Origin of the sequence: Lentzea rhizosphaerae, from assembly GCF_042649515.1 — a bacterium.
GTDB lineage: Bacteria > Actinomycetota > Actinomycetes > Mycobacteriales > Pseudonocardiaceae > Lentzea > Lentzea aerocolonigenes.
On record NZ_JBHRZI010000044.1, the window covers coordinates 75,041 to 99,573 of the forward strand.

The following is a 24,533-nucleotide window of genomic DNA, read 5'->3' on the forward strand; positions in this document are numbered from 1 at the left end:
GCCGAGGCTGATACTCACTCCTTGTCGTTCTCCTTGTCGTTGATCCGGTACTCCGCGCCACCGAGGTCGCCCTCCCGCTCGTCGACCTGGCGCACCTGCAGCACCGCGGGCTCCGCCTCGACGTCGGTCTCGAACGTCAGACCGATCTCGATGCGCTCCTCACCCTTCAGCGCCAGCCCGTCGAGACGGGCGAACTTGGGCTCGACGATCTGGAACTGCGTCTCACCCACCTGCTTCAGCCCGGTGCCCTTCTGCCCGGCGGCCCGCCACCTGGCCGCGAGCTCCTGGCCGAGATCGATCGTCACCCTGCCCGCGAACTGCCGCTCGGGCTGCTCGAGGATCAGGCTCTGCCTGCCGTCGAACGGGTTGGGGTTGCCGATCGTGTACGACACCCAGTACGGCCGCAGCGGAAACACACGCACCGAGTTGACGTTGCGCCACGCGATGTTGTTGTTCCGCTGGGCGTTGAGCTGCGTGTTGGCGACCTCGGCGAACGTCATCGGGTCGACGTTGGGGGACACCCACCTCGCGAGCAGGCAGAAGTGCGCGGGACCCGGCACGTTCCAGCCCGGCCAGGTGATCATGACCGTGCTGCCGCCCACCGGCACGCTGGCGCCGGCGTTGCCGATGTAGGTCCAGCCGCCGGGCCACGCCGTACCGCCGCCGAGGTTGCTGCGGTACAGCACGAGGTTGCCGTCGACGTTGCCGATGCCGCCGGGCTTGCGGCGCAACGTCACGAACACGTAGTTGGTCAGCCCGGCTCTGGGGTTCTGCGACACCGCGCACGGCACCGGCGTCCAGCACACCTTGATGTCGGGGCTGGTGTAGATGCTGCCGGTGCTGGGCTCGTTGCCCACGTCGCCGAAGTTGTCCCGCATGTAGACGTCGCGGTAGTACGGCGTGGCGCTCGCCGTCGGAACGACGACGAGCCCCACGACCGCCAGCACTCCGAGCAGTACCGCCGCCAGCTTGGTTTTCACCATGTCCTCCCTCGGTTGGGGTTTGCTCACCGAAGGAGTACCTGCGGGGTGTTGTAGCGCGGTTGTTGTGCTGTTGTTGCAGTCCGACCTGCACGGCGAGGGCCCAGTCCCTGGCATGAACGGCGCATTTGTCGACCTCACGTGGACAAATGCGCCGTTCATAGCCGACGGCCGACGGCTTGCCGGAGCCCGGTCAGGGAGTGGTGGGCGGCTCCAGGTGCCAGACCTCCTGCATCGGCGCCCACCAGTGGCCGGATCCCGGCTCGGCCAGGGACTCCTGGCACGGGTCGGTCAGCGACCACCACCGCTGGGTCTCCGGGTCGGCGGCGATGCTCGCCTGAGCGGCGTCGTGGTCGTCGCCGTGGAACTCGTAGTAGCCGAAGAGCAGGTCACCGTGCAGGAAGATCGTGAAGTTGCGGATGCCGACGTCGAGCATCGCTCGTTCGACGCCGGGCCACACGGCCGAGTGCAGCCGCAGGTACTCCTCGCGGTGTTCGTCGCGGAGGCGGATCACCATGCCGAAGCGTTGTGGACTGTCCATTGTGGTCTCCTCAGGCGGTGACAGGGGCGTCGGCGGCGTCCGTTTCGACGGCGTGGAGGCGGTGTCCGGCGCGGTCGGGCCGGATGTGGGAGCCGCCGGAGAGCGGGTGGGGGAGCAGGTGCTTCGCCGCCGCGACGGCTTCCTCGTCGACGCGCAGACCCAGGCCCGGGGTGTCGCCGAGCACGTACGCCCCGCCCTCGACGTGCACGTCCGCGGAGACGCCGAGCGGCGGCCGCAGGTCCTGCAGTTCGCTCACCAGGTGGTTGGGCACGGACGTGGCGGCGTGCAGCAACCCGAGCGGCGTGGTGCCGATGGGGCTCACGGGCAGGTCGTGGGCGTGGGCGAGGGTGGCGACCCGAAGGAAGTGGGTGATGCCCCAGACCGCGGCCGTCTGCACGACGTCGACGGCCCCCGCGGCGATGAGCGACCGGTGTTGTTCGAGCCCGGTGAGGTTCTCGCCGGTGGCGACCGAGGCGCGGATGCCGCGGCCGACCACCGCGTGCCCTTCCGCGTCCCAGCGCCGGACCGGTTCCTCGATCCACGTCAGGTCGTGGGTGCGTTCGATCTCGCTGACGTACCGGACCGCCTGCTTGCGCGTCCAGGTCTCGTTGACGTCGAGCATCAGGCTCGGCCTCGTGCCGCGGCCGGCCTTCGCGAGGACGTCGCGGACCAGACCGAGGCGGTACGTGTCGTGCTCGACGTCCAGACCGCCCTTGATCTTCGCCGCCCGCAGCCCGCGGTCGGCGTACTCCTGGTACACCGAGACGAACTCGTCGTCGTCCAGCGCGATGTCCAGCGCCGAGGCGTAGGCCGGCACCCGGCGGTCCCGGCCGCCGAGCAGGCGCCACAACGGTTCTCCCGCCGCCTGCGCCTTGATGTCCCACAGCGCGGTGTCGAGCGCGCCGATGGTGCCGAACACCGCGCCCGCGTGACCCGCCTTGAACATCCGGCGCTGCATGCGGTCGTAGAGGGCGGTGACGGACCTGGGGTCCTCGCCCTCGATGGCGGAGAAGACGCTCTCGATCTCGACGTGCGGCCCGAGGCCCACGCCGCAGATGCCCGCGTCCGTCTCGACGACGACGATCGGAACCCGGACGAGGCCGTCGGCGTAGACGCCGTTGGCGTCCCCCACCGGCCGGCCCCAGTCGTGGATCGTGGTGAGGGTCCGCAGACCAGTGATGCGCATGTCAGCCCTTCGTGGACCCGGCGGTGACACCGTCGGCGATCTGTCGTTGCAGGAACAGGTAGACGACCAGCACGGGGATCGCGGCGATCAGCACGCCGGACGCGAACGTGGGGATGTCGTCGGAGTACTGCCCGCGCAACGAGGTGACTCCGACCATCAGGGTGCGGTGCTCGGCGGACGGCATCATCAACAACGAGATGAGCACGTCGTTCCAGCAGAACAGGGCGTTGAGCACGCCGACCGACAGCAGCGCGGGCGCGCCGATCGGCAGCATGATCCGCCAGTAGACCCCGTAGACGGTGTTGCCGTCGATGCGGGCCGCGTCGACGATCTCCGCGGGCACGGTCGAGTAGTAGCTGGTCAGCAGGAAGATCGTGAACGGCAGGAACTGCGCCACGTAAGCGAGGACGAGCCCCGGATACGTGTCGATCAGCCCGCTGTCGGCCATGATCCGCGCGAGCGGCACCATGATCACCTGGAACGGCACGAACAGCGCCGCGAGGATGCCCAGGAACAGCGTGGACGAACCGCGGAAACGCAGGCGCCCCAACGCGAAGCCCGCCATCGAGCCGAGCAACAGCAGCAGTGCCACCGAGCACGCCACGACGATCACCGAGTTGAGGAAGTACTTCGACATCCCCACGCTCGTCCACGCCTTGACGACGTTGTCCCACCGCAGCGAGTCCGCCAGGGAGAACCTGTCGAGGGTGTAGTCGCGACGGGTCTTCATCGCCACGTTGGTGGTGAACACCAGGGGGTACACGGTGGCCAGCGCGAGCGCGGCCATCGGGACGGCGACGACCCACTTGGTCAACCGGGTGCCGGACATCAGTCCTCCTTGCCGGCGGCGCGTCGCAGGATGCCGATCTGGGCCAGTCCCACGACGAGCATGATCAGGAACAGTGCGGTCGAGGCGGCGGAGGCCAGCGCGGGCTGGTTCATCTGCCCCTGCTGGATCCAGATGTAGTACTCGGGCAGGTAGGTCGACCCCTCCGGCCCGCCGCTGGTCATCACGTACAGCAGGCCGAACATCGAGGTCAGCATGCCGATCATGGTGGTGACGAAGACGAACTGGATGGTGCGCGACAGGCTCGGGACGATCACGTGCCAGATTGTCTGCGCGAACGACGCACCGTCCACTTCGGCCGCGTCCAGCAGGGACGAGTCGAGCGTGGCGAACCCGGCGAGGAAGACCACCAGCGCCATGCCGAACGTCGCCCAGACGTGCACCCCGACGACGGTGAAGACCGCCACGCCGGGATCGCCGAGCCAGTCCACCGGTCCGAGGCCGAGACCGCCGAGCAGCCGGTTGAGCGGACCGTCGAACGCCAGCAGCAGGTTGAAGATCGCGCCGACGATCACCGGCGAGAGCACGGCGGGGAAGAAGTAGACACCGCGGTAGAGCCGATGTCCCGGCACCCGCAGGTAGATGAACGTCGCGAGCAGACCCGGAATCGCCACCGCGATCGGCAACAGCAGCACGAGCACACCGACGTTGCGCAACGCCGTGCGGAACAACGGATCGCTGAACAGGGTGAGGTAGTTGTCGAAGCCGACCATCATCCCGTTGCGGTCGCCGTCGCCGGTGAAGGAGAAGTTCACCCCGAGCACCAGGGGCCACAACCGCAGCACGACGATGATCAGGACGGCCGGTGCCACCAGGACCAGCGGTGCCAGGCGTTCGGCCCGCGATCCCGCGCGGGTGCGCCGCCGCGCCCCGGCGGGCTCGGACACGACCGAGCCCGCCGGAGACAGAGAAGGTGCCGCCACGACGTCAGCCCGTCTTGTCCGACGCCGCCAGCTGCTGCAGCACCTCGTCCACCGTGGTGGAGCCGCTGAGCAACTGCTGGGAGAGCCGTCCCATGAGGTCGATCGTCTTGGACGACAGGGCGACGTGCAAGGCGGGCTTGCCGGACTTGACCTCCGAGACGATGGTCTTGACGGCGGGACCGCCCGCGGAGGTGTCGATCGTGGTGTCGGAGGCGATCGCGCCACCGTCCACGTAGAACGCCTTGAGCGCCTCGGTCGAGGTCAGCGACCGCACCAGGTCCGCGGCGAGCTTCGGATCCTTCGTCCACTTCGCGACCGCGTAGCCGATGCCGCCGTCGTAGGGCAGGCTCGGCTTCGCCGCGGGGTTGACCAGGGGCGCCTGCATGACACCGAGCTTCTCCGGGGTCAGGAACTCGGCGAAGTCCTTCCAGTGCCCGACGTCCGACATCAGGCCGATGACGTTCGCCGCCTTGGCGGAGTTGAACGCGGCGAACGCGTCGTTGAACATCGCGGTGGAGTTGGCGCCGTCGGTGTTGAGCCCGGCGTCGGCGGTCTGCTTCCACAGCTCGAAGATGCGCTTGACGTCCGGTGAGGACCAGTTGCGCTTGCCCGCGATCCAGTCGTCGTACTCCTGCGGCGTCAGGACGGCGGATCCCATGGCGGACAGGAAGAACTGGATGCCGACGCCCTCCTTGTTGCCCAGCGCGAAGCACTTGGCGCCGGTCTTCGCGGTGACGACGCCGCAGTTCTTGACGAAGTCGTCCCAGGTCTTCGCGGGAGCGTCGATGCCGGCCTTCTGGTACAGGTCCTTGTTGTAGTAGATCGGGTGGCCCTGCAGGGTCACCGGCTCGGCGTAGACCTTGCCCGCCTTGGTGAACGCGTCCCAGCCGGCCAGCCGCTGCTTGTCGTCGGCGACGTAGGAGTCCAGCGGGGCGAGCGCGTCGGAGCGGTCGCGGATCTGCCCGCCGCCGTTGAAGAGGATGACGTCGGGCCCCTTGCCGGCCTGGATGGCCGCGCCGAGCAGGGTGTAGTACTGGTCGAAGGGCTGGGCCACGAACTCCACGTTCACGTCGGGGTGCTTCTTCGCGAAGTCCGCCTTGGCCTTCTCGACGTAGCCCGCCGCCTTCGGGTCACCGGACTTCCAGTCCCAGACCACCAGCTTGTCGCTCGAACCGCCGGAGGACGAACCGGGTCCGGCGGCGCTCCCGCAGCCGGCCGTCAGCGTCAGGCCCACCACCAGGGCCGTGGTCCAAAGTGTGCGCTGCTTCATTGAGGCTCACTTCTCGATTCGGTGGCCGGACGACAACTGGTCCGGCGAAGTGCTGCTGAACGTAATTCGTATGACGTATTACGTCAACGGCCGTTTGTGGTTACACTCGACCGGACGCTCAGCCCGCCGGCGAGCGGTGCAACGGAGGAACGATGACGGCATCAGGCCAGCAACCGAGCGCGTCCGTGACCGCGCTCGCCGCCCCGGACTGGGCGCGCCGGCCCGCGAACCTGGCCAGGGCGATCACCACCGAGCTCGTCGAACGGATCGTGCGCGGTGATCACCCGTCCGGCTCGTCGCTGCCGCCGGAGCCGGTGCTGTGCGAGACGTTCTCGGTCAGCAGGACCGTCATCCGCGAGGCGATGAAAGTCCTGCAGGAGAAGGGTCTGGTGCAGGTCCGCCAGGGAGCCGGCACGATCGTCACGGAACCGTCGTCGTGGAACATGCTCGACGAGCTGGTGCTCGGGGCGGTCATCGCCGAGGACGAGACGCTGGCGGTCCTCGACGACCTCGTCGTCACGCGCAGGCTGCTCGAGTCGGACATGGCGCTGGCCGCCGCGCGCACCGCGGACCAGGAGACGTTGGACGCGCTGAGCGCTCTCGTGGACCTCATGGACCAGATGGTGGACGACCCGGCGTCCTATCGCGACCAGGACTACCTCTTCCACGACACGATCATGAGGGCGTCCGGAAACCGCATCGCCAGGGGCGTCGTGAGGGCGCTGGAGAGCCAGGTCTTCCACACGGCCCGCTACACGGGCCGGACCGACCGCCAACTGTGCGTGGCCTCGAACCAGGGCCACCGCCGCATCTACGAGCGGATCGCGGCGCACGACCCGGAGGGTGCGGCGGCCGCGATGTACGCCCACATCACCGAAGCGTGGCTCGTGCGGCGCAGTGCCGCGGGTGACCCCAGCCGGCTGGAGCGCTGACCCACCGATGAACGGACGCGACATGAGTGACTTCGACGGCCTGGTGAGGTTGAACTGTCAGGGTGTCACCACGATCAGTGGAGCACCCGGTGCCGCGTTTGGCGCGAAAAGCACGTTCGGGCCGATAGATGGCCCGAACGTGCTTTTCGCGCCAAACAGCCGAGGGCGACACGCTGGCGACACGCCGAGGCTGCACTCTGATCGTTCAACCTCAGTGGTGGCGCTGGTCACCGGCGGTGGCTCCGGCATCGGCCGCGGCGCGGCCGAGCTGCCGGCCGACCGCGGTGCGCGGCTCGCCGTGGACGGCGGTATGGACGCGTCGCGGTTGCGTCCGCGTGGCTGATGTCGTGAGCCGGCTGGGACTCGGCACCTCCCCGCTCGGCAACCTGTACGCGGAAGTGACCGAGCGCGAGGCCCGTGCCGTGGTGGACGCGGCGTGGGAGACCGGTGTCCGGATCTTCGACACCGCGCCGCACTACGGGCTGGGACTGGCGGAACGGCGGCTCGGCGCCGCGTTGCGCGAGCGTCCGCGGGACGAGTTCCTGTTGTCCACCAAGGTGGGACGCCTGCTGGTGCCCGACCCCGGCGGTCGCGGGCTCGATCCCGAGGGCTTCGCGGTGCCGGCGACCCAGCGGCGCGTGTGGGACTTCAGCGCGGAGGGTGTGCGCCGAAGCCTGGAGTCCTCTTTGGATCGACTCGGGCTCGACCGCGTGGACGTCGTGCACCTGCACGACCCCGACGACCACTGGGACCAGGCGGTGCACGAGGCCCTGCCCGCGTTGGTGGAACTGCGGCGGCAAGGCGTGATCAGCAGGATCGGCATCGGGATGAACCAGTGGCAGATGCTCGCCCGGTTCGTGCTGGAGTCCGGTTCGGACACCGTCGACACGATCCTGCTCGCCGGCCGCTACACGCTGCTGGAGCAGCCGGCGCTGGCCGAGCTCCTCCCGTTGTGCGCGCGGCTCGGCGTCGAGGTCGTCGCCGCCGGGCTCTTCAACTCCGGTCTGCTGGCCATGCAGGAGGTTCCGGCGTCCGCCACCTACGACTACCGCACGGCCCCGGCCGCGGTGGTCGACCGGGCGAGGCGGATCGCCGCGATCTGCGCGCGGCACGGCACGACGCTGCCGGCCGCGGCACTGTGGTTCCCCTTCGGTCACCCGGCGGTGACCGGCGCGCTGATCGGAGCCCGCACCGAGGCCGAGATCCGCGCGAACGTCGCCGTGTTCGCCACGCCCGTCCCCGCCGCGCTGTGGGCGGAACTGCGTGACGCACGGCTGATCGAGGTCGGCGTGCCGACCCCGTGACCAGCTTCCACACGAACGATTGAGGAACGGCGATGCGACTGCTCAGAGTGGGTGAGAAGGGCTCCGAGGTCCCCGCGGTGCTCGACGACGCCGGCCAGGCGCGCGACCTGCGCCCGGTGACGAGTGAGATCAACGGCGACTTCCTGGCGGGCGGTGGCGTGGCGCGGGTGCGCGACGCCCTGCCCGGCCTGCCGGAGCTGGACGTGACGGGCCTGCGGATCGGCGCGCCCGTCGCCCGTCCCGGTGCCCTGATCTGCATCGGCCTCAACTACTCCGACCACGCGGCGGAGACCTCGGCGGAACCGCCCGCCGAACCCGTGGTGTTCATGAAGAACACCAACACCGTCGTCGGGCCGGACGACACCGTGCTCGTACCTCGCGGGAGCGTGAAGACCGACTACGAGGTGGAGCTGGCCGTCGTGCTGGGCGCGCCCGCGAGGTACCTGGAGAGCCCGCAGGACGCGGCGGCGGTCATCGCGGGCTACGCGATCTCCAACGACGTCAGCGAACGCGAGTTCCAGATCGAGCGCGGCGGTCAGTGGACCAAGGGCAAGTCCTGCGAGACGTTCAACCCGCTGGGGCCGTGGCTGGTCACCGCCGACGAGGTGGGCGACCCGCAGGCGCTCGGCCTGAGGCTCAGCGTCAACGGTGAGCTCCGGCAGGACGGCAACACCCGGAACATGCTCTTCGGCGTCCACCACGTCATCTGGTATCTCAGCCAGTTCATGGTCCTCGAACCCGGTGACGTCGTGAACACGGGCACGCCCGCGGGAGTGGCGCTCGGCGTGAACGACTTCGAGTACCTGCGTGCCGGGGATTCTGTAGAGCTCACGATCGACGGGCTCGGCGTGCAGCGGCAGCGGATCGGTCAGGCATGACCGCGGCGCGGCGCATCGACGCCCACCACCACCTGTGGGATCTCTCCGCGCGGCCGCAGGAGTGGCTCGACGAGCTGGAGGTGATCCGGCGCGACTTCGGACCGGAGGACCTGTGCGCGGTGGCCGGACCGGCCGGGGTCGACGCCACGGTGCTCGTCCAGGTGCTGAACGACGTCGACGAGACGGCGGAGTTCCTCGCGGTGGCGGGGAACTCCGACCTGATCGAGGGCGTCGTCGGCTGGGTCGACCTCACCGCGCCCGACGTCGCCGAGCAGCTGGACCGGCTGCGGTCGGGACCGGGCGGCGACCGGCTGGTGGGTGTCCGGCACCTGGTGCAGGCCGAACCGGATCCGCACTGGCTGCTGCGAGCCGACGTGATCACCGGACTGCGGGCCGTGCGCGACGCCGGGCTGGCGTACGACGTGCTGACCCGTCCGCACCAGCTGCCCGCGGCAGTCGAGGCGGTGCGGACGGTGCCGGACCTGGTGTTCGTGCTGGACCACCTGTCCAAACCGGACATCGCCGGACGCTCGCTGGAGCCGTGGGCGACGCATCTGGCGGCACTCGCGGCCTCGCCGAACGTGACCGCCAAGCTGTCGGGTCTCGTCACCGAAGCCGGTCCGCAGTGGACGGTCGCCGACTTCCGGCCCTATGTGGACGTTGCACTGGAGGCGTTCGGCCCTGAGCGGCTGATGATCGGCACGGACTGGCCGGTCTGCCTGCTCGCGGCGTCCTACGAGGAGGTCTTGGTGGTCGCGGAGGAGCTGACCTCCGGGCTCAGCGCCGCCGAGCGCGACCTGGTCTTCGGCGGTACGGCCGAGCGCGTCTACCTGGGAGCGAAGTGATGGACACCGTGCGCCTGGCCTACGGCGAGACGGGGCTGGACCTGCGCGTCGACCCGGCGGTGACGACGGTCGTGACGCCGAAGCACCACCCGGTTTCCGCGCCGCCGCGGGAGGTTCTCCGCCGGGCGTTGCGTGAACCGGTGGCGGGTCCGCCGTTGCGGGACCGCGTGCGCCGGGGCCAGACCGTCGCGATCTCCGCCTGCGACGGGACGCGGCCGCAACCTCGGCACCTGATGATCCCGGCGATCCTGGAGGAGCTCGACGGACTGGTCGACCTCGCCGACGTCGTGGTGCTGGTCGCGACCGGGACGCACCGCGGCAACACCGAGGCAGAGCTGCGCGCGATGTTCGGTGACGAGGTGGTCGACACGGTGCGGATCGTGAACCACGACGCCCGCGACCGCGCGAGCCTGACGTGGATGGGAACGCTCGGCGCGGACGTGCCGGTGTGGCTCAACAGCGAGTGGGTCACCGCGGACGTGCGGATCACCACGGGGTTCGTCGAACCGCACTTCTTCGCCGGCTTCTCCGGCGGGCCGAAGCTGGTCGCGCCCGGCCTCGCCGCGCTGGAGACAGTGCTGGTGCTGCACGACGCGCGCCGGATCGGGCACCCGCGGGCGACGTGGGGGATCATCGAGGGCAACCCGGTGCACGACGACGTGCGTGCCATCGCGGCCGCGACCGGCGTGACGTTCGGGTTCGACGTGGTGCTGAACCAGGACAAGGAGGTCGTCGCCGCGTTCGGCGGTGATCTGCTCGCGATGCACGCCGCCGCCGTGAGCACGGCTCGTTCAGTGGCGATGCAGCCGGTGCCGCAGCTGTTCGACGTGGTGGTGACGACGAACTCCGGCTATCCGCTCGACCAGAACCTCTACCAGGCCGTGAAGGGGATGTCGGCCGCCTACGAGGTGGTGAAGCCGGGCGGCACGATCGTGTGCGCCGCCGAGTGCCGCGACGGTTTCCCCGACCACGGCTCGTACCGCGAGGTGCTGGCCTCGGCGGACTCGCCGGCGGCGTTGTTCGCGGAGATCTCGTCGCGGGAGGTCACTGTGCCGGACCAGTGGCAGGTGCAGATCCAGGCCCGCATCCAGGCCGACTGCCGGGTCGTCATGCGGACCTCGCACCTGAGCGATGCTCAGCTGGCCACCGCGCACCTTTCGCAGACCGCGGACATTTCTCTTGCGGTGGCCGAGGCGTTGGCGGCGGCCGGGCCGGACGCTCGCCTGTGCGTGTTGCCCGAGGGGCCGCAGACGATTCCTTACGTCGAGGGGTTGCGCCGGTGATTCTCGTTTGCCTGGACAAGTTCCGGGGATGCCTCACCGCGGCACAGGCGTGCGCGGCGGTCGTGAAGGGTGTGGCCGAGGCCGGCGGGCGGGCGACGGCGATGCCGGTCGCCGACGGCGGCGAAGGAACGCTGGAAGCGTTGGCGCGGGCCGGTTATCGCGAGGTGCAGGCCGACGTGACAGGGCCGACCGGACGCCCGGTGCGTGCGGCGTTCGCGGTGCGCGGCACCCGTGCCGTGATCGAGATGGCCAGGGCCAGCGGACTCGACCTGCTGCCGGGCGGCGAACCGGCCCCGCTCGTCGCCGACAGCCACGGGACCGGCGCGTTGATCCGTGCCGCGCTGGACCACGGTTGCCTCGACATCGTCCTCGCGGTGGGCGGCAGCGCGACGACCGACGGGGGAGCGGGCCTGCTGCGCGCGCTCGGCGCCCGCATCACCGACTCCCGCGGCGTGCCTCTGGGCCCGGGCGGTGCCGCGTTGACCGGGGTGGCGCACGTCGATCTGTCCTCTTTGGACTTCCGGTTACGTCTGGCGCGTGTGTCGCTGATGTCCGATGTGGACAACCCGCTCGTTGGTCCTTCCGGTGCTGCCGCGGTGTTCGGCCCGCAGAAGGGCGCCTCACCGCGCGACGTCGAGGTGCTGGAGCGCGGCCTGCGCGAGTTCGCCGCGGCGATGACCCGCGCGACCGGCCGTGACGTGAGCTCGTCACCCGGCGCGGGCGCGGCGGGCGGCGCGGGTTTCGCGGCGTTGGCGGCCCTCGGCGCCCAGCGCGTGTCGGGAGCCGAGTTCGTGCTGGGCGAGATCGGCCTCGAGGAGGCCCTGCGCGGCGCCTCGCTGGTCGTGGTCGGCGAGGGCCGGTTCGACGCGCAAAGCCTGCGCGGCAAGGCCCCCGTGGGCGTCGCCGAAGCGGCCGCCCGGCACGGCGTACCGGTCGTGGTGGTCGCGGGAGACGTCCGGCTGCAGGTGGCTGACCTGCGATCGGCGGGCATCGTCGGCGCCTGGTCGTTGCTCGAACGCGCGGGCTCTCTGGAGCCCGCGATCTCCCAAGCCCCCGAGCTGCTGGCGCAGATCGGCCGCGAACTGACTTCGGTCGTGGAGAGGGGAGGGGCGGCGTGACCGGATCCGATGCGGTCGACCTCGGCTTCGCACGCGTGGACGTCGGCCGCGAGGCGCGCCAGGGACTCCCCGAGGTCGTCTACGGCACCGGCAAGACCGCTGTGCAGATCGTGTCGATCGTCCGGACCTTGTTGCAGCACAACGACGGCCCGGTCCTCGTCACCCGCGTCGAGTCCGCTTCTGAGGTCTTGGACGCCGTGCCGGGTGGTTCGTACGACGAGTCGGCCCGCCTGCTCGTGTGGCGCCCAGCACCACGCTCGACGTTCACGGTCGTCGTGGCCGCAGCAGGCACCGCGGACCAGCCGGTAGCCCTGGAAGCCGCCGCGATCGCCACGGCGGTGGGCCTGGACGTCACCCTCGTCACGGACGTGGGCGTGGCGGGCCTGCACCGCCTCCTCGCCGAGCAGGACCGCCTGCGCGCCGCGGACACCGTCATCGTGGTGGCGGGCATGGAGGGCGCGCTGGCGAGCGCGATCGGCGGCCTGGTGGCGTGCCCGGTGGTCGCGGTGCCGACCTCGACCGGATACGGCGCCGGGTTGGAGGGCGTGACGGCGTTGCTGGCGATGCACGCGTCGTGCGCGGCCGGGATCACCGTGGTGAACATCGACTCGGGGTTCGGCGCGGCGATGGCGGCGTTCCGGTTGTCGCGGGTGGCGTGCCGGAGCACGTCGTGACCCTCGTCAGCTGTCAGGCCTCACCCGACCCCTCCCACGCGGCCCGCCGGAGCACCCCATGACCCGCATCTGCGTCATCTCCCCGTTCACCGGCCTGGCCGGCGACATGCTCCTCGCCGCCCTGGTCGACGCCGGCGCCCCGCTCGACGCCATCCGCGCTGCCGTCACCGACACCGGCCTGACCGGCTGGGACCTCACCGTCCCCCGCGTCACCACCCACGGCCTCACCGCCGCCCAGGCCACGGTGTCCGTCTCCGACCACGCCACCACCCGCAAAGCCGCCGAACTGATCGCCATGGCCGGCCGGGTCCGCAACCGCGCGGTGGCCGACACAGCGGTCGCCGCCCTGAGAGCCATCGCCGAGGTCGAGGGACGCCTGCACGGTGAGCACCCCGACGAGGTGCACCTGCACGAGCTCGGAGGTCACGACACCCTCGTCGACATCGTCGGGGTCGCCGCAGCCCTGCACGCTCTCGAAGTCCGCACCGTCCACTGCGAACCGCTGCCGCTCGGCACCGGCACCGTCCGCACCGCCCACGGCCTCCTGCCGTGCCCGGCTCCGGCCACCGCCGAGTTGCTCGAAGGCGCGCAGGTAACTGGTACCAACTTGACCGGCGAGACGGTCACGCCCACGGCCGCCGCCCTGCTGCTCGCGCTCGGAGCCGACTACCGGCCGCCGCCTGCCATGCGGTTGTCCGCCACCGGGTACGGCGCCGGCACGCGCACGCTGCCCGACAGGCCCAACGTCGCGGTCGTCCGGCTCGGCGAGGTCGAGGCCGACGTGCGGGACCTGGTCGTGTTGGAGACCAACCTCGACGACGTCACCGGTGAGGTTCTCGGGCACGTCGCCGAGCTGCTGCTCGAGCGGGGTGCCCTCGACAGCTGGATCACCCCTGCCGTGATGAAGAAGGGGCGGCCGGCGCACGTCCTGCACGCGTTGGTGACCCCGGAGGCCGCCGAAGAGGTCGAACGGCTGCTGTTCGCGGAGACCGGGACGCTCGGCGTGCGGTGGACCACCGTCCGGCGCACCGCGGCCGCGCGCACCACCGACACCGTGCTCGTGCACGGCATGCCGGTGCGCCGCAAGCACGGTCCGCACCGCGGCAAACCCGAGTACGACGACGCCGTCGCGGTGGCCAGGCAGACGGGGCTGCCGTTGCGGGCCGTGCTGGCGGCCGCGGAGAAGGAGCAGCCCTGATGGACATCGCCACCCGGCTCGTCACCGAGCTCGCCGAGATCGGGCCGGTCGCCGTCGCCTTCTCCGGAGGCACCGACTCCGCACTGGTCCTCGCGGCCGCGGTCCGCGCCAACGGGCCGGCGGCGGTCCTCGCGGTCACCGCCGACTCCGCGAGCCTCGCCGCCGCCGAACTGCGGCACGCGGCCGCGTTCGCCCGAGACCTCGGCGTGCGGCACATCGCACCCGGCACCACCGAGCTGGACAACCCCGGCTACGTCGCGAACGGCCGCGACCGCTGCTACTTCTGCAAGTCCACCGTCCTGGACGCCATCACCGAGGTCGCACGGGAGCAGGGCATCCCGGCGGTGGCGACCGGCACGAACGCCGACGACGCGCGGGACCCGTTCCGGCAGGGCATCCGGGCCGGCGACGAGATCGGGGTGCACACCCCGTTGCGCGACCTCGGGATGACGAAGGCCGACGTCCGGGCGGTGAGCCTGCACTGGGAACTGTCCACGTGGGACAAACCCGCGCAACCGTGTCTGGCCAGCCGGGTGCGGTACGGGCTGACGATCACGCCCGCGCGGCTCGCCAGGGTGGAACGCGCGGAGCAGGCGGCCAGGGCCTGGCTCGCCGAAGCGGGCACCCCGAGCAGGGACCTCCGAGTCCGCGACCTGGGCGACGTCGCACGGGTCGAGCTCGACCAGCACCTCGCCGAGGCACCGGAGATCGAGCAGGCACTGGCCGACCTCGTCAGGACAGCGGGGTTCGAACGTGCCGAGCTCGCGGTCTTCCGGTCAGGGGCGCTCAACCACGAGTGAGCCGGTCGAGCAGGTCGTGCCAGCCCGCCTCGATCCGTTCCAGCGAAAATCCGTGCACGCGGACCAGGTGGTCGACCAGCACCACGTCCACTGTGGACAGAAGGGTGTGGGCCAGCAGTTCTGCGTCGGCGTCCGGGAGGACCGCGCGAACGAGCGCCGCGACGTGGGTGTGGCGCAGGCGGTGAGGCGGGACCGTGAACTTCCGGCCACCCGCGGGTTCCGCGGCCAGGTAGAGGTCGTGCTGGGCGTGTTCGTGGTGCAGAAGAGCCGGTCCGAACGCCCGCAGCCGCGTCGCCGGGTCCGCGTCGGGTCCCAGTGGCGGCGGGCCGCTGAGGAACGACTGCTGGAACACCTGCTCCGTGTGGTCCAGCAGGGCTTGGAGCAGTCCGTTGCGGTCGCCGAAGCGCCGCGACACGGTGCCCTTCCCGACCCCCGCGGCGGCGGCCACCGTCTCCATCGTGAGGGCACCCGCGCCGCGTTCGGCCGCCAGCCGCGCCGCCGCCTCCAGCAGGAGGGCTCGGTTGCGCACGGCGTCCGCGCGCAGCGGTGTTTCAGCGCCCAGGAGGGGCAGGGATGTGCCGTCGATCACCTTCGCAGCCTAGCCGGAAGATAAACGGGCCGCGTCCCGTTTACGGTGGGGACCGTTCAACCACAGCTTGCAACTGGGAGTTCGTCATGGCCGTCCGCATCCTCACCCTCGTCGGCAGCCTCCGCGCCGGCTCGACCAACCGCAGGCTCGCCGAAGCCGCGGCCCAGATCGCGCCGGAGCACGTCGAGGTCGGCCTGTACGACGGCCTGGACACGGTGCCGTTCTACAACGAGGACATCGACGCCGAGGGCAGCGTTCCCGCCGCCGCGGTCAAGCTCCGCGAGGCAGCCGCTGACGCCGACGCACTGCTGCTGGTCTCCCCCGAGTACAACGGCACCATTCCCGCCGTGCTGAAGAACGCCATCGACTGGCTGTCGCGCCCGTACGGCGCCGGTGCCCTGGTCGGCAAGCCGGTCGCCGTCGTCGGCACCGCGTTCGGCCAGTACGGCGGCGTGTGGGCGCAGGACGAGGCCCGCAAGGCCGCCAAGATCGCCGGTGCCGAGGTCGCCGACGACCTGACGCTGTCGATCTCCTCCTCGGTGGTCCGCTTCGCCGAGCTGCACCCGGTCGACGACCCCGAGGTCACCGAGAAGCTGAGCGGCGTCATCGAGGGCCTGGCCGCCCGCACCTCCGTCACGGCCTGAATCGTTACAGAGAGTACGCGGGGAGCTTTCGTACTCTTCTGGAGTACGAAAGGGCCCCGCGTGCGTTCAGGGTCAGGCGGTGCAGGCCGACTGGTTGAGCGCCACGGCAGCAGGCGCCGCCGTGGTGCCGTTGGCCGTGAAGCCGAGCGACACCGACGCCCCACCGCCCAGCGACGGGGCGTGCGACGGCGCGGTCACCGTGACCGTGGTGCCGCTCTGGCTGAAGGTGCCGTTCCAGCCGTTGGAGATGGTGACCCCGCTGGGCAGCGTGAACGTCACCTTCCACGGGTTGGCCGCGTCCGTCCCGGTGTTGGTCACCGTCAACGAGCCCTGGAACCCGCCCTGCCACGAGTTGTCGAGCTTCCACGCCGACTTGCACGCGCCGGTGCCACCGCCACCGGTCGTGGTGGTCGTCGTGGTCGTCGTCGGGCCGGGACCACCGGCCGGCGGGATGAGGTACGGCTGCAGGATGTTCTGCTTCGCCTGGTTCACGGTGGTCCAGTCGTCGTTCAGGATGCCGCCCGTGTCACCGGAGTTCGGGTTCCACGACCAGTAGGTGAACGACATGCCGTTGACGCCGGTCCCGGTGTAGGCCATGAGGTTCTCCAGCCACACCTTGTCGACCGGGTTGGCGAGCGTGGTGCCGAACTCGCCCATCATCAGCGGCGCGATGTTCTGCTTGTACAGGTAACCCCAGTACTTGTCCCAGATCGCCGGCATGTTCGCCGGGTAGTCGGGCGCGCTGAACCACGGCTGGTTGTAGACCGACGTCGCGTACTCGTGCGGGGAGTAGACCAACCGGTTGGCCACGTTCAGCCGCACCGGGAACTGGCCCGCCTTCGACAGGTTCCCGCCCCACCAGCCGCAGTCCTCGTCGTTGGACGGGTCGCCGTCCCACACGTTCGACAGCCCGCCGCTCGGGCAGCTCACGCCCTCGACGAAGATCAGCCAGTTCGGCTGCACACCCAGGATCGCGTTGCCCGCGCGTTCGGCGGCCAGCCGCCAGTCGCGGGCGGTGTCGCCGCAGCCCCAGCAGGAACCGGTCGCGGCCGGGTTGGTGCCCTCGGCGTGCGGCTCGTTGTGCAAATCGGCGCCGATGACCGTGGTGTTGCCCGCGTAGCGCTGGGCGAGCATCTTCCAGTCGTTGATCCAGGTGGTCTCCGGGGCACTCGCCGTGTACCAGAGGGCGGACTGCCCGGCGCTGGTCGGCCGGTGCCGGTCGAGGATGACGCGCATCCCCTTCTGGCCCGCGTAGGCGATCACCTTGTCGAGGATCTGCAACGGCGACAGCCCGACCAGGTCGGGGTTGCTGTAGTCGTTGATGCCGGTGGCCTTGGCGTCGGGCTTCAGCGCGTCGTTCGAGTACGGGATGCGCAACGTGTTGTAGCCCAGCTGCGCCATCTGGTCGACCTGCTGGCGCCATGTGCGGCTGGCCCACAGGCCGTGGAAGGTCTTGTTGTCGGTCTCCATCCCGAACCAGTTGATGCCGGTCAGCCGGACCGTCGCGCCGGTGCTGTCCAGGATCTTGTTCCCGCTGGTGTGCAGGTACCCGGTGCCGGTGCCGCCGGCGGCCGCCACCGCCGTGACCGGGGCGGTGCCGATGGCGACCATCCCGGCCGCGGTCACGACAGCCGCGATCAGCGCGCCCACAACGTTGTGCCGCAGCTTCATTCGCTCTCCTTCGTGGTTCAAGACGCTGTGTGGCAGAGAGTTCCGTTCAGCGTGAAGGCCGCTGGCGGGATGTTCGGTCCGGTGTAGGCGCCGACGAAACCGGTGCTGACCGTCGCGTTCGGTTCGATGCGCGCGGAGCCGGTGACGGTGACCGCCTTCCCGGTCTGCGCCCACGTCGCGTTCCAGCCCGACGACACCTGTTGCAGGTCGGTGGGCCAGGTGAAGTTCAGGGTCCAGTCGGCGATCGGCTGCGTGCCGCCGTTCGTGATCTCGACGTTGCCGACGAACCCGCTGGCCCAGTCGGTCACGTTGGACAGCCGGACCGTGCAGGTGCTCTGCGCCGGGCTGCCGGTGGTGAGGGTGAGCGGGGGAGAGGCCCACGACAGCGCGCCCGCGGCGTCCCTCGCCAGCACGTTGACCGTGTACCTGCTGCCGGGGTCGAGGTTTGCGACGGTGAACGAGGTTCCCGGCGTCTCGCCCCACTGCTCGCTGGTCGTGCCGAGCTGGCGGTGGATCTCGTACTTCACCGCACCGGGCACGGACGGCCAGGTGATCGTCGCCGTCCGGTCGGTGGTGGAGGCGCTGGGCTTGCCGGGCGCGGCGGGAAGCCGGGCCGGGTTCGACGGGTGCAGGACGAGCGTGGTGAGCGACAACGGAGGCAGCGTCCTGGTCGTCGCGCTGCCGTCCGTCGACGTCGTGACACCGGTGGCGCCGTTGGTGAACGTGTGGACGGTCGGCGCACTCGCGGACGGTGTGTAACCCGCGTAGTCGATGGCGACCGTGCGCGAGTTGTTCTCGTCGGAGTTGAGCAGCAGCACGGAGAGATCACCGTTCGGCCGGCGTGCCGCGTGCGCCCTGATCGCCGGATCGCCTGATCCCGCACGGACGAGCTGGTCGCCGGGGCTCGCGAAGAGACTCAGCATCTTCAGCGCGTGGTACGGCGCGAACGGCGTGTTGAGCGCCGGTTCGCAGGGACCGTTCTCCAGGCAGGTTCCGCTGGAGAGCAGGCCGAAGTCGTCGAAGTCGGGCTGACCGGCCACTGTGGACGCCTTGGTCGCTCCGTTGTGGACGTTCCACCAGTCGACGGTGAAGACGCCGTTCTCCAGCAACGAGGTGTAGGCCTCCGCCGCGAAGAGCGCGCCCGGCTGGGTGTTGCGGCCGTACGTGGCGTTCATCTCGGTCATGGCGATGCCGAGCCGGTCCGCGTCCGGTCCCGCGTACTGGGCGATCTGCTGGCGCAACAGGTACATCATGTCGGGGATCTGGTCGGTGCTCGCCAGGGACTGCGCGGTCGTGGACCCGCCGGGGTACCAGTGCACGATGACGAAGTCCACGTGCGGGCCCGCGATCGACAGCACCGTCTGGTTCCAGCTCGCGGCGTCCCCGGTGCCGACGATCGCGTCCGGCCAGTTCGCGGGGGTGGTGAGCACCGCGCCGACCTTGATCGTGGGGTCGGCCGCCTTCATCGCCCTGGCGAACGCGACGGTTTCCCTGGCGTACCCGGCGGGGCTGCGGTCCGGGTGGTTGTCGGCCTCCCAGCTGGCCCCGTAGTGCCCGTTGCCGTAGAGCTCGTTGCCGATCTCCCAGTACTTCACGCCGTAACCCTTGGTCACGTTGGCGTGGTGAACCCAGTCGGCGGCTTCCTGCGGTGTGCCGGTGCCGTAGTTGGCGATGATGATCGGTTGTGCCTGCGCCCTGCGCACACCGGCCATGAACGTGTCGAAGTCGGTGTTAGGCGCCACGTACCCGCCGGGGGCCGTGTGGTCCTTCCAGTGGTAGATGTCGCCGTACGAACCACCGGGATAGCGCATCATCCGCACGCCGGCGTCGCCGAGCAGGTCGTTCACCGCGTTCGTGCCGAGCTGGCCGTCCCAGATCGCGTGGTTCACGCCGATCGCGGTGTCCGGCACGGTCGCCAGCCCTGCCTTCGCGTTGACCACGACGGCGGCGTCCGGTGCGGCAGCCGCCACCCCGGGCAGACAGGCCGCGACGAGCGCGATCACCAGAAGGAGCCGGCGGCGTGCCATGCGCATCACGTCCTCGTCGTCGAGTCTGGGAGCGCTCCCAGACTCAGGCTTCGATCGCCGGTGGTCAAGACGGCGTTCGGAGCCTTCGACGAGTTTCCGTTGCCCTGCTCAGGTTTTACAGTGCCCGATGGTGCGCCGGCCGCGTCGATTCGAGTCGAACGGTGACGATTTTCGTTGGGGCACAAAGCATCCGTGCACAGCCGACGGCCCTGGACCCGCGCCCGAGTCCAGGGCCCGCGACGACACCCCGCACTGGTGCGTCGCTGTCGGTGCGGTCAGCGCTGGGTGACCGCACGCCAGTGGCCGGCGTTGTCCTCCGCACCTCGCCCAGGACGGTTTTCCTGGTACCACTCCACAATCCGCCGCCTGCCCGCGTCGGTGATGTGGTAGCCGAGGTGGTCACCGACGGGTGCCCAGATCAGTTCCGCCTCCAGAGCGCGCTTGATCGCGTCCGGGCGGCACATGCTCTGCAACAGCCACGGCCACACCATTCCCTGTGCGGTCATCCACAGCACGCGCAGAAGCGCCTCTTCCGGCAGCGCTGGAGCGTCGTCCGGTGACTCGTCGAAGAACCTGCCTGCCTGCATCCGCAACCCCCGCTCTGTTCTCACGCAGTGGTGAATACGGCCTGCTCCTGGCTGTGGTTCAGGCTGGAGAGGAATTACTTTCGCGTCGAATGCGTTCGATTCGCGCAGAGGTCAGGCGCTCGTTCTTCGCACCAGCGAGGTCGGCAGCAGGATCGACTGCGGCAGTTTCTCGTCGCCGGCGAGCTCGGCGAGCAGGCGCCAGGTCAAGGTGCGGCCGAACTGTTCGACGTCCTGCCGCACGGTGGTGAGCGGGGGCACGGCGGTCGACGCGAGCACCGAGTCGTCGAACCCCACGACCGCCACGTCGTCGGGGATCCGGTAGCCGCGCGCCTGCAGCACTCTCAACGCTCCCAACGCCATGATGTCGGCCGCCACGAACACCGCGTCGAGATCGGGAGCTCTGCGCAGCAGCTCCTCCATCGCCAGCGCACCGCTCTCCGGCGTGAAGTCGCTGTGCACCACCAAAGCCACGGACATGCCGTGCTCCGCGAGCCCGCAGCGCCACCCGCTGAGCCGGTCCATGCCGACGGCCATGTCGTGCGGGCCCGCGATCGTGGCGATCTTCTGGCGCCCCAACGAAACCAGCAAGCGCACCGCCTGCAACGCGCCGTTGAAGTTGTCCGAGTCGACGAACGGGACGGCGCCGCCCGCGAGAGGGCGGCCGCCCACCACGATGGGCAGCCCCGTCTCGTGCAGCGTGCGCGGCAACGGATCCTCGCCGTGCAGGCTCACCACCAGCGCGCCGTCGACGTGGCCGCCGGTGAGGTAGGAGACCTGGTCCTCGCCGTCGAGCGGCTGGTTCATCATCATCAGCAGCTGGACGTGCCGGCCCGCCAGCTCGGCGTGCACCCCGCGCAGCACGCCGGCGAAGAACGGGTCGGCGAGCACCCGGCTGCCCAGTTCGGAGATCACCAGCGCGATCGCGTTGGCCCTGCTGCCCGCGAGGGTTCTCGCGGCGTGGTTCGGGCTGTAGCCGAGCATCGCGATCGCGCGGTGCACCGCCTGGCGTGACCGCTCGCTGACGTACTTCTCGCCGTTGATCACCCGGGAGACGGTGGACTTCGACACCCCGGCCACGCGCGCGACCTCCTCGATGCGCGGGCCGGGGCGGCGACTCCTGCCTTCCGTCATGAGACGGTGACCAGCGCGTTGTCGCGGGCCACCCTGCTGAACCACCTCGCACTCATCTTCGGGGTCCGGATCTGGGTGGCGTAGTCGACGTGGACGATGCCGAACCTCTTCGCGTACCCCTCGGCCCACTCGAAGTTGTCCAGCAGCGACCAGCAGAAGTAGCCGCGCAGGTCGACCCCCGCCTTGATCGCCGTGTGAGCGGCGCGCAGGTGCGAGGCGATGTAGCCGGTCCGGTCGACGTCGTCGATCGCACCGTTGCCGGAGAAGTCGTCGCGGAACGCGGCGCCGTTCTCCGTGATGTAGAGCGGAAGCCGCGGGTAGTCGTGGTGCAGCCGCAGCAGCACGGTGGTGAGACCGTCCGGGTGGACTTCCCAGTCCATGTCGGTCCTGGGCGCGTCACGGCGGGGGAACGACGCGTGCTGCACGCCCACCCACGGCGACGGTCCGGGCTCGCTGCCGTTGGGCGACGAGCTGACGTAGTGCTCGGTGTAGTAGTTGACGCCGAGCATGTCCATCGGCGCCGAGATCACGCCGAGGTCGCCGTCGCGCACGTGCTCGCCGAACCCGAACGGCTCGAGGTCCGCGAGGATGTCGGCGGGGTACTCGCCGCGCAGCAACGGGTCCAGGAAGATGCGCTGCTGCAACCCGTCGAGCCTGCGCGCGACGTCGAGGTCCGAAGGATCACTCGGGTTCACCGGGATGATCGGGTACATGTTCAGCGTGATGCCGACCTTCGCCTCCGGTGCCGCGGCACGGATCGTGGTGGAGGCGAGACCGTGCCCGAGCAGCAGGTGGTGCACGGCGGCAACAGCGGCACGCGGGTCGGTGCGGCCCGGCGCGTGCACTCCCGACGCGTAGCCGAGGAACGCCGAGCACCACGGCTCGTTCAACGTCGTCCAGGTGCCGACGCGGTCACCGAGCGCTTCCACGGTGGCGGCCGCGTAGTCGGCGAACCGGAACGCGGTGTCGCGGTTGGCCCAGCCACCCGCCTCCTCGAGCTTCTGCGGCAGGTCCCAGTGGTACAGGGTCGGCCACGGCACGATGTCGTGCTCCAGCAACGTGTCGATCAGCCGCTTGTAGAAGTCGAGCCCGGCCGGGTTCACGTCGCCGCCGTCCGGCCGCACCCGCGGCCAGGCGATCGAGAACCGGTACGCCTTGAGCCCGAGATCGGCCATCATCGCCACGTCCTGCTCGAACCGGCGGTAGTGGTCGGCGGCGGGTTCACCGCAGTCGCCGCCGACCACCTTGCCGGGCTGCCGGCAGAACTCGTCCCAGATGGAGTCGGTGCGGCCGTCGAGCTCGGTCGCACCCTCCACCTGGAACGCAGCGGTGGCGGCTCCCCACAGAAAACCCTGTGGGAAAACAATGTTCTCCATTTTCACCCCTTGACGGCGCCCTGCATCACACCGGCGACGATCTGCCGCCCGAGCACGAGGAACACGATGAGCACCGGAACCGTTGCGAGTGTCGTTCCGGCGAGTACGAGCGAGTAGTCGACGTAGTACCCGCTTTGGAGCTTCTCCAGGGCCACCTGGAGGGTCGGGTTGTCGGCGTTCAACACGACCAGTGGCCACAGGAAGTCGTTCCAGGACTGCATGAACGTGAACACGCCCAGCATCGCGGCGGCAGGCCGGGCGGCGGGAAGAGCGACGTGCCAGAAAGTTCGCCACAGGCTGCAGCCGTCCATGCGGGCAGCCTCGACGAGTTCGTCGGGAACGGCGTCGAGCAGGTACTGCCTCATCCAGAACACACCGAACGCGGTGACGAGGTTCGGCACGATCACGGCTTCGAGCTCACCGGCCCAGCCGAACTCGGCCATCGCCATGTACAGCGGGATGATGCCGAGCTGGGTGGGCACTGCCAACGTTGCCACCACGAACAGGAACAGCGCACCGCGGCCGCGGAACCGCAGCTTGGCGAACGCGAACCCGGCCAGCGTGGACAGCAGCACCACCGACACCGTCACGGTCCCGGAGACGATGAAGCTGTTGGCCAGCGCCTTCCAGAACGGGATGGTGTCGAACACCCGCATGGCGTTGGAGAAGAAGTTCCCGCCGGGGATCAGCGTGAAGTCCCCGGTCAGCACGGCGTTGTCGCGGCTCGCGACCAGGAACGACCAGTAGAACGGGAAGGCCGAGCCGAGCACGAACGCGCCGAGCAACCCGTAGATCAGGAAAGACGGTCTGCGGGTCGTCATCGCACCGCCCTCCTCGTGAGGAAGAAGTTGAGGGCGGCGACACTGATGATGATCAGGAACAGCACCCACGCGATGGCGGAGGCGTAACCGAGGTCGAGTCCCTGGAACGCCGACTGGTACAGGTAGAGCACGACGGTCTGGTACTGGTGCTCCGCGCCGCCACCGCTGCCGCCGGACGGCTCGAACAGCTTGGGCTCGGTGAAGATCTGCAGACCGCCGATCGTCGAGGTGACGATCACGAAGATCAGCGTCGGCTTCAGCAACGGCAGCGTGATGCTGAAGAACCGCCGCAGCGCGCTCGCGCCGTCGACGACCGCCGCCTCGTAGATGTCACGGGGGATGGCCTGCATCGCGGCGAGCACGATCAGCGCGTTGTAGCCGGTCCAGCGCCAGTTGACCATCGACGCGATCGCGATGTGGCTGCCGAACGTGTCGGCCTGCCAGTCGATCGGACTGATGCCCACGGCCGAGAGGACGTTGTTGACCAGTCCGTACTGCGGCCCGAACAGGTTGCCGAAGATGATCGTCAAGGCCACGAGGCTCGCGACGTAGGGGAGCAGGACACCCATCCGCCAGCCGGTGCGGGCCCGCAGGTTCTCGTTCAGCAGCGCGGCGAGGGCCACCGCGACGACGATCTGCGGACCACTGGAGAGAACGAAGATGCTGAACGTGTTGAACAGCGCGTTCCAGAACTGGTCGTCCGCGAACAGCGTCTTGTAGTTGTCGAGGCCGATGAACGTCGGTTCGTCGGCGCCGACCTCCCAGTCGAACAGGGAGACGTAGGCCGTGTACAGCAACGGGAACATGCCGATCGCGCCGAACAGGAGGAAGAACGGCGCGACGAACAGGTACGGCGAGACCTTCGTGTCCAGCTTGGACAGACGGTGCCGCCGCGGGGGCCGCGGGCG

The 24,533-nt window shown here is 69.9% G+C and carries 25 protein-coding genes; 11 read left to right on the forward strand and 14 right to left on the reverse strand.

The window, feature by feature from the left end; translation table 11 throughout:
* Nucleotides 1-14: 14 nt before the first annotated feature.
* From ACFOWZ_RS41050 to ACFOWZ_RS41075, 6 genes are all read right to left on the reverse strand, one after another.
* Nucleotides 15-980: a hypothetical protein gene (locus tag ACFOWZ_RS41050; RefSeq protein ID WP_382379389.1), complete on the reverse strand. Its 966-nt coding sequence runs from the start codon at nucleotides 978-980 to the stop codon at nucleotides 15-17.
* Between the two features lie 193 nt (nucleotides 981-1,173).
* Entirely contained in the window at nucleotides 1,174-1,521 is a 348-nt protein-coding gene (locus ACFOWZ_RS41055) for an L-rhamnose mutarotase (RefSeq protein ID WP_382379390.1), read from the reverse strand.
* Between the two features lie 10 nt (nucleotides 1,522-1,531).
* Nucleotides 1,532-2,707 carry a mandelate racemase/muconate lactonizing enzyme family protein gene (locus ACFOWZ_RS41060; RefSeq protein ID WP_382379391.1) on the reverse strand — a complete coding sequence of 392 codons (1,176 nt, stop codon included), beginning with the start codon at nucleotides 2,705-2,707 and terminating at the stop codon, nucleotides 1,532-1,534.
* A 1-nt stretch (nucleotide 2,708) separates the two neighbouring features.
* On the reverse strand, nucleotides 2,709-3,536 hold the full coding sequence (locus ACFOWZ_RS41065) for a carbohydrate ABC transporter permease (protein WP_382379392.1): 828 nt from the start codon (nucleotides 3,534-3,536) through the stop codon (nucleotides 2,709-2,711).
* Nucleotides 3,536-4,477 (reverse strand): carbohydrate ABC transporter permease, encoded by a 942-nt coding sequence (locus ACFOWZ_RS41070; protein ID WP_382379393.1) that lies wholly within the window; start codon nucleotides 4,475-4,477, stop codon nucleotides 3,536-3,538. Before ACFOWZ_RS41070 ends, ACFOWZ_RS41065 begins: the two co-directional genes overlap by 1 nt.
* A 4-nt stretch (nucleotides 4,478-4,481) precedes the next feature.
* Nucleotides 4,482-5,747 carry an ABC transporter substrate-binding protein gene (locus ACFOWZ_RS41075; RefSeq protein WP_382379394.1) on the reverse strand — a complete coding sequence of 422 codons (1,266 nt, stop codon included), beginning with the start codon at nucleotides 5,745-5,747 and terminating at the stop codon, nucleotides 4,482-4,484.
* 152 nt (nucleotides 5,748-5,899) lie between these two features.
* Between ACFOWZ_RS41075 and ACFOWZ_RS41080 the strand changes: the two genes are divergently transcribed.
* From ACFOWZ_RS41080 to larE, 10 genes are all read left to right on the forward strand, one after another.
* Nucleotides 5,900-6,679 (forward strand): FadR/GntR family transcriptional regulator, encoded by a 780-nt coding sequence (locus ACFOWZ_RS41080; protein ID WP_382379395.1) that lies wholly within the window; start codon nucleotides 5,900-5,902, stop codon nucleotides 6,677-6,679.
* 217 nt (nucleotides 6,680-6,896) lie between these two features.
* Nucleotides 6,897-7,022, forward strand: coding sequence for a hypothetical protein (locus ACFOWZ_RS41085; RefSeq protein ID WP_382379397.1), 126 nt, complete (start codon nucleotides 6,897-6,899; stop codon nucleotides 7,020-7,022).
* On the forward strand, nucleotides 7,015-7,983 hold the full coding sequence (locus ACFOWZ_RS41090; protein ID WP_382379398.1) for an aldo/keto reductase: 969 nt from the start codon (nucleotides 7,015-7,017) through the stop codon (nucleotides 7,981-7,983). Before ACFOWZ_RS41085 ends, ACFOWZ_RS41090 begins: the two co-directional genes overlap by 8 nt.
* A gap of 32 nt (nucleotides 7,984-8,015) precedes the next feature.
* On the forward strand, nucleotides 8,016-8,861 hold the full coding sequence (locus ACFOWZ_RS41095) for a fumarylacetoacetate hydrolase family protein (RefSeq protein ID WP_382379399.1): 846 nt from the start codon (nucleotides 8,016-8,018) through the stop codon (nucleotides 8,859-8,861).
* A complete protein-coding gene (locus ACFOWZ_RS41100) occupies nucleotides 8,858-9,706 on the forward strand; it encodes an amidohydrolase family protein (RefSeq protein WP_382379400.1) in 849 nt (282 codons plus the stop codon). The genes ACFOWZ_RS41095 and ACFOWZ_RS41100 overlap by 4 nt, the downstream gene beginning before the upstream one ends.
* Nucleotides 9,706-10,989, forward strand: a complete 1,284-nt coding sequence (larA, locus tag ACFOWZ_RS41105) for a nickel-dependent lactate racemase (protein ID WP_382379401.1) — start codon at nucleotides 9,706-9,708, stop codon at nucleotides 10,987-10,989. Before ACFOWZ_RS41100 ends, larA begins: the two co-directional genes overlap by 1 nt.
* Entirely contained in the window at nucleotides 10,986-12,107 is a 1,122-nt protein-coding gene (locus tag ACFOWZ_RS41110; protein ID WP_382379402.1) for a glycerate kinase, read from the forward strand. The genes larA and ACFOWZ_RS41110 overlap by 4 nt, the downstream gene beginning before the upstream one ends.
* Entirely contained in the window at nucleotides 12,104-12,781 is a 678-nt protein-coding gene (gene larB / locus ACFOWZ_RS41115) for a nickel pincer cofactor biosynthesis protein LarB (RefSeq protein ID WP_382379403.1), read from the forward strand. The genes ACFOWZ_RS41110 and larB overlap by 4 nt, the downstream gene beginning before the upstream one ends.
* Before the next feature lie 58 nt (nucleotides 12,782-12,839).
* Complete coding sequence (larC, locus tag ACFOWZ_RS41120) at nucleotides 12,840-13,979, forward strand: nickel pincer cofactor biosynthesis protein LarC (protein ID WP_382379404.1); 1,140 nt, start codon at nucleotides 12,840-12,842, stop codon at nucleotides 13,977-13,979.
* Nucleotides 13,979-14,779 carry an ATP-dependent sacrificial sulfur transferase LarE gene (gene larE / locus ACFOWZ_RS41125; RefSeq protein WP_382379405.1) on the forward strand — a complete coding sequence of 267 codons (801 nt, stop codon included), beginning with the start codon at nucleotides 13,979-13,981 and terminating at the stop codon, nucleotides 14,777-14,779. Before larC ends, larE begins: the two co-directional genes overlap by 1 nt.
* On the opposite strand, the gene ACFOWZ_RS41130 is transcribed toward larE, so the two are convergent.
* Nucleotides 14,766-15,368, reverse strand: coding sequence for a TetR/AcrR family transcriptional regulator (locus tag ACFOWZ_RS41130; protein ID WP_382379406.1), 603 nt, complete (start codon nucleotides 15,366-15,368; stop codon nucleotides 14,766-14,768). The genes larE and ACFOWZ_RS41130 overlap by 14 nt on opposite strands.
* 86 nt (nucleotides 15,369-15,454) lie before the next feature.
* Between ACFOWZ_RS41130 and ACFOWZ_RS41135 the strand changes: the two genes are divergently transcribed.
* A complete protein-coding gene (locus ACFOWZ_RS41135) occupies nucleotides 15,455-16,012 on the forward strand; it encodes an NAD(P)H-dependent oxidoreductase (RefSeq protein ID WP_382379407.1) in 558 nt (185 codons plus the stop codon).
* Between the two features lie 72 nt (nucleotides 16,013-16,084).
* Here the strand turns inward: ACFOWZ_RS41135 and ACFOWZ_RS41140 are convergent, their stop codons facing one another.
* From ACFOWZ_RS41140 to ACFOWZ_RS41170, 7 genes are all read right to left on the reverse strand, one after another.
* Nucleotides 16,085-17,683 (reverse strand): cellulase family glycosylhydrolase, encoded by a 1,599-nt coding sequence (locus tag ACFOWZ_RS41140; protein WP_382379408.1) that lies wholly within the window; start codon nucleotides 17,681-17,683, stop codon nucleotides 16,085-16,087.
* 17 nt (nucleotides 17,684-17,700) lie between these two features.
* Nucleotides 17,701-19,710, reverse strand: coding sequence for a cellulose binding domain-containing protein (locus tag ACFOWZ_RS41145; RefSeq protein WP_382379409.1), 2,010 nt, complete (start codon nucleotides 19,708-19,710; stop codon nucleotides 17,701-17,703).
* A 275-nt stretch (nucleotides 19,711-19,985) separates the two neighbouring features.
* The gene (locus tag ACFOWZ_RS41150) at nucleotides 19,986-20,321 is read right to left on the reverse strand and encodes a hypothetical protein (RefSeq protein WP_382379410.1); all 336 of its coding nucleotides are present in this window, start codon (nucleotides 20,319-20,321) and stop codon (nucleotides 19,986-19,988) included.
* Between the two features lie 87 nt (nucleotides 20,322-20,408).
* Nucleotides 20,409-21,428: a LacI family DNA-binding transcriptional regulator gene (locus ACFOWZ_RS41155; protein WP_382379411.1), complete on the reverse strand. Its 1,020-nt coding sequence runs from the start codon at nucleotides 21,426-21,428 to the stop codon at nucleotides 20,409-20,411.
* Nucleotides 21,425-22,804, reverse strand: coding sequence for a GH1 family beta-glucosidase (locus ACFOWZ_RS41160; RefSeq protein ID WP_382379412.1), 1,380 nt, complete (start codon nucleotides 22,802-22,804; stop codon nucleotides 21,425-21,427). Before ACFOWZ_RS41160 ends, ACFOWZ_RS41155 begins: the two co-directional genes overlap by 4 nt.
* A 2-nt stretch (nucleotides 22,805-22,806) precedes the next feature.
* Nucleotides 22,807-23,625: a carbohydrate ABC transporter permease gene (locus ACFOWZ_RS41165; protein ID WP_382379413.1), complete on the reverse strand. Its 819-nt coding sequence runs from the start codon at nucleotides 23,623-23,625 to the stop codon at nucleotides 22,807-22,809.
* The coding region (locus ACFOWZ_RS41170) for a carbohydrate ABC transporter permease (RefSeq protein WP_382379414.1) at nucleotides 23,622-24,533 on the reverse strand (912 nt) is incomplete at its 5' end. The genes ACFOWZ_RS41170 and ACFOWZ_RS41165, both read right to left, overlap by 4 nt.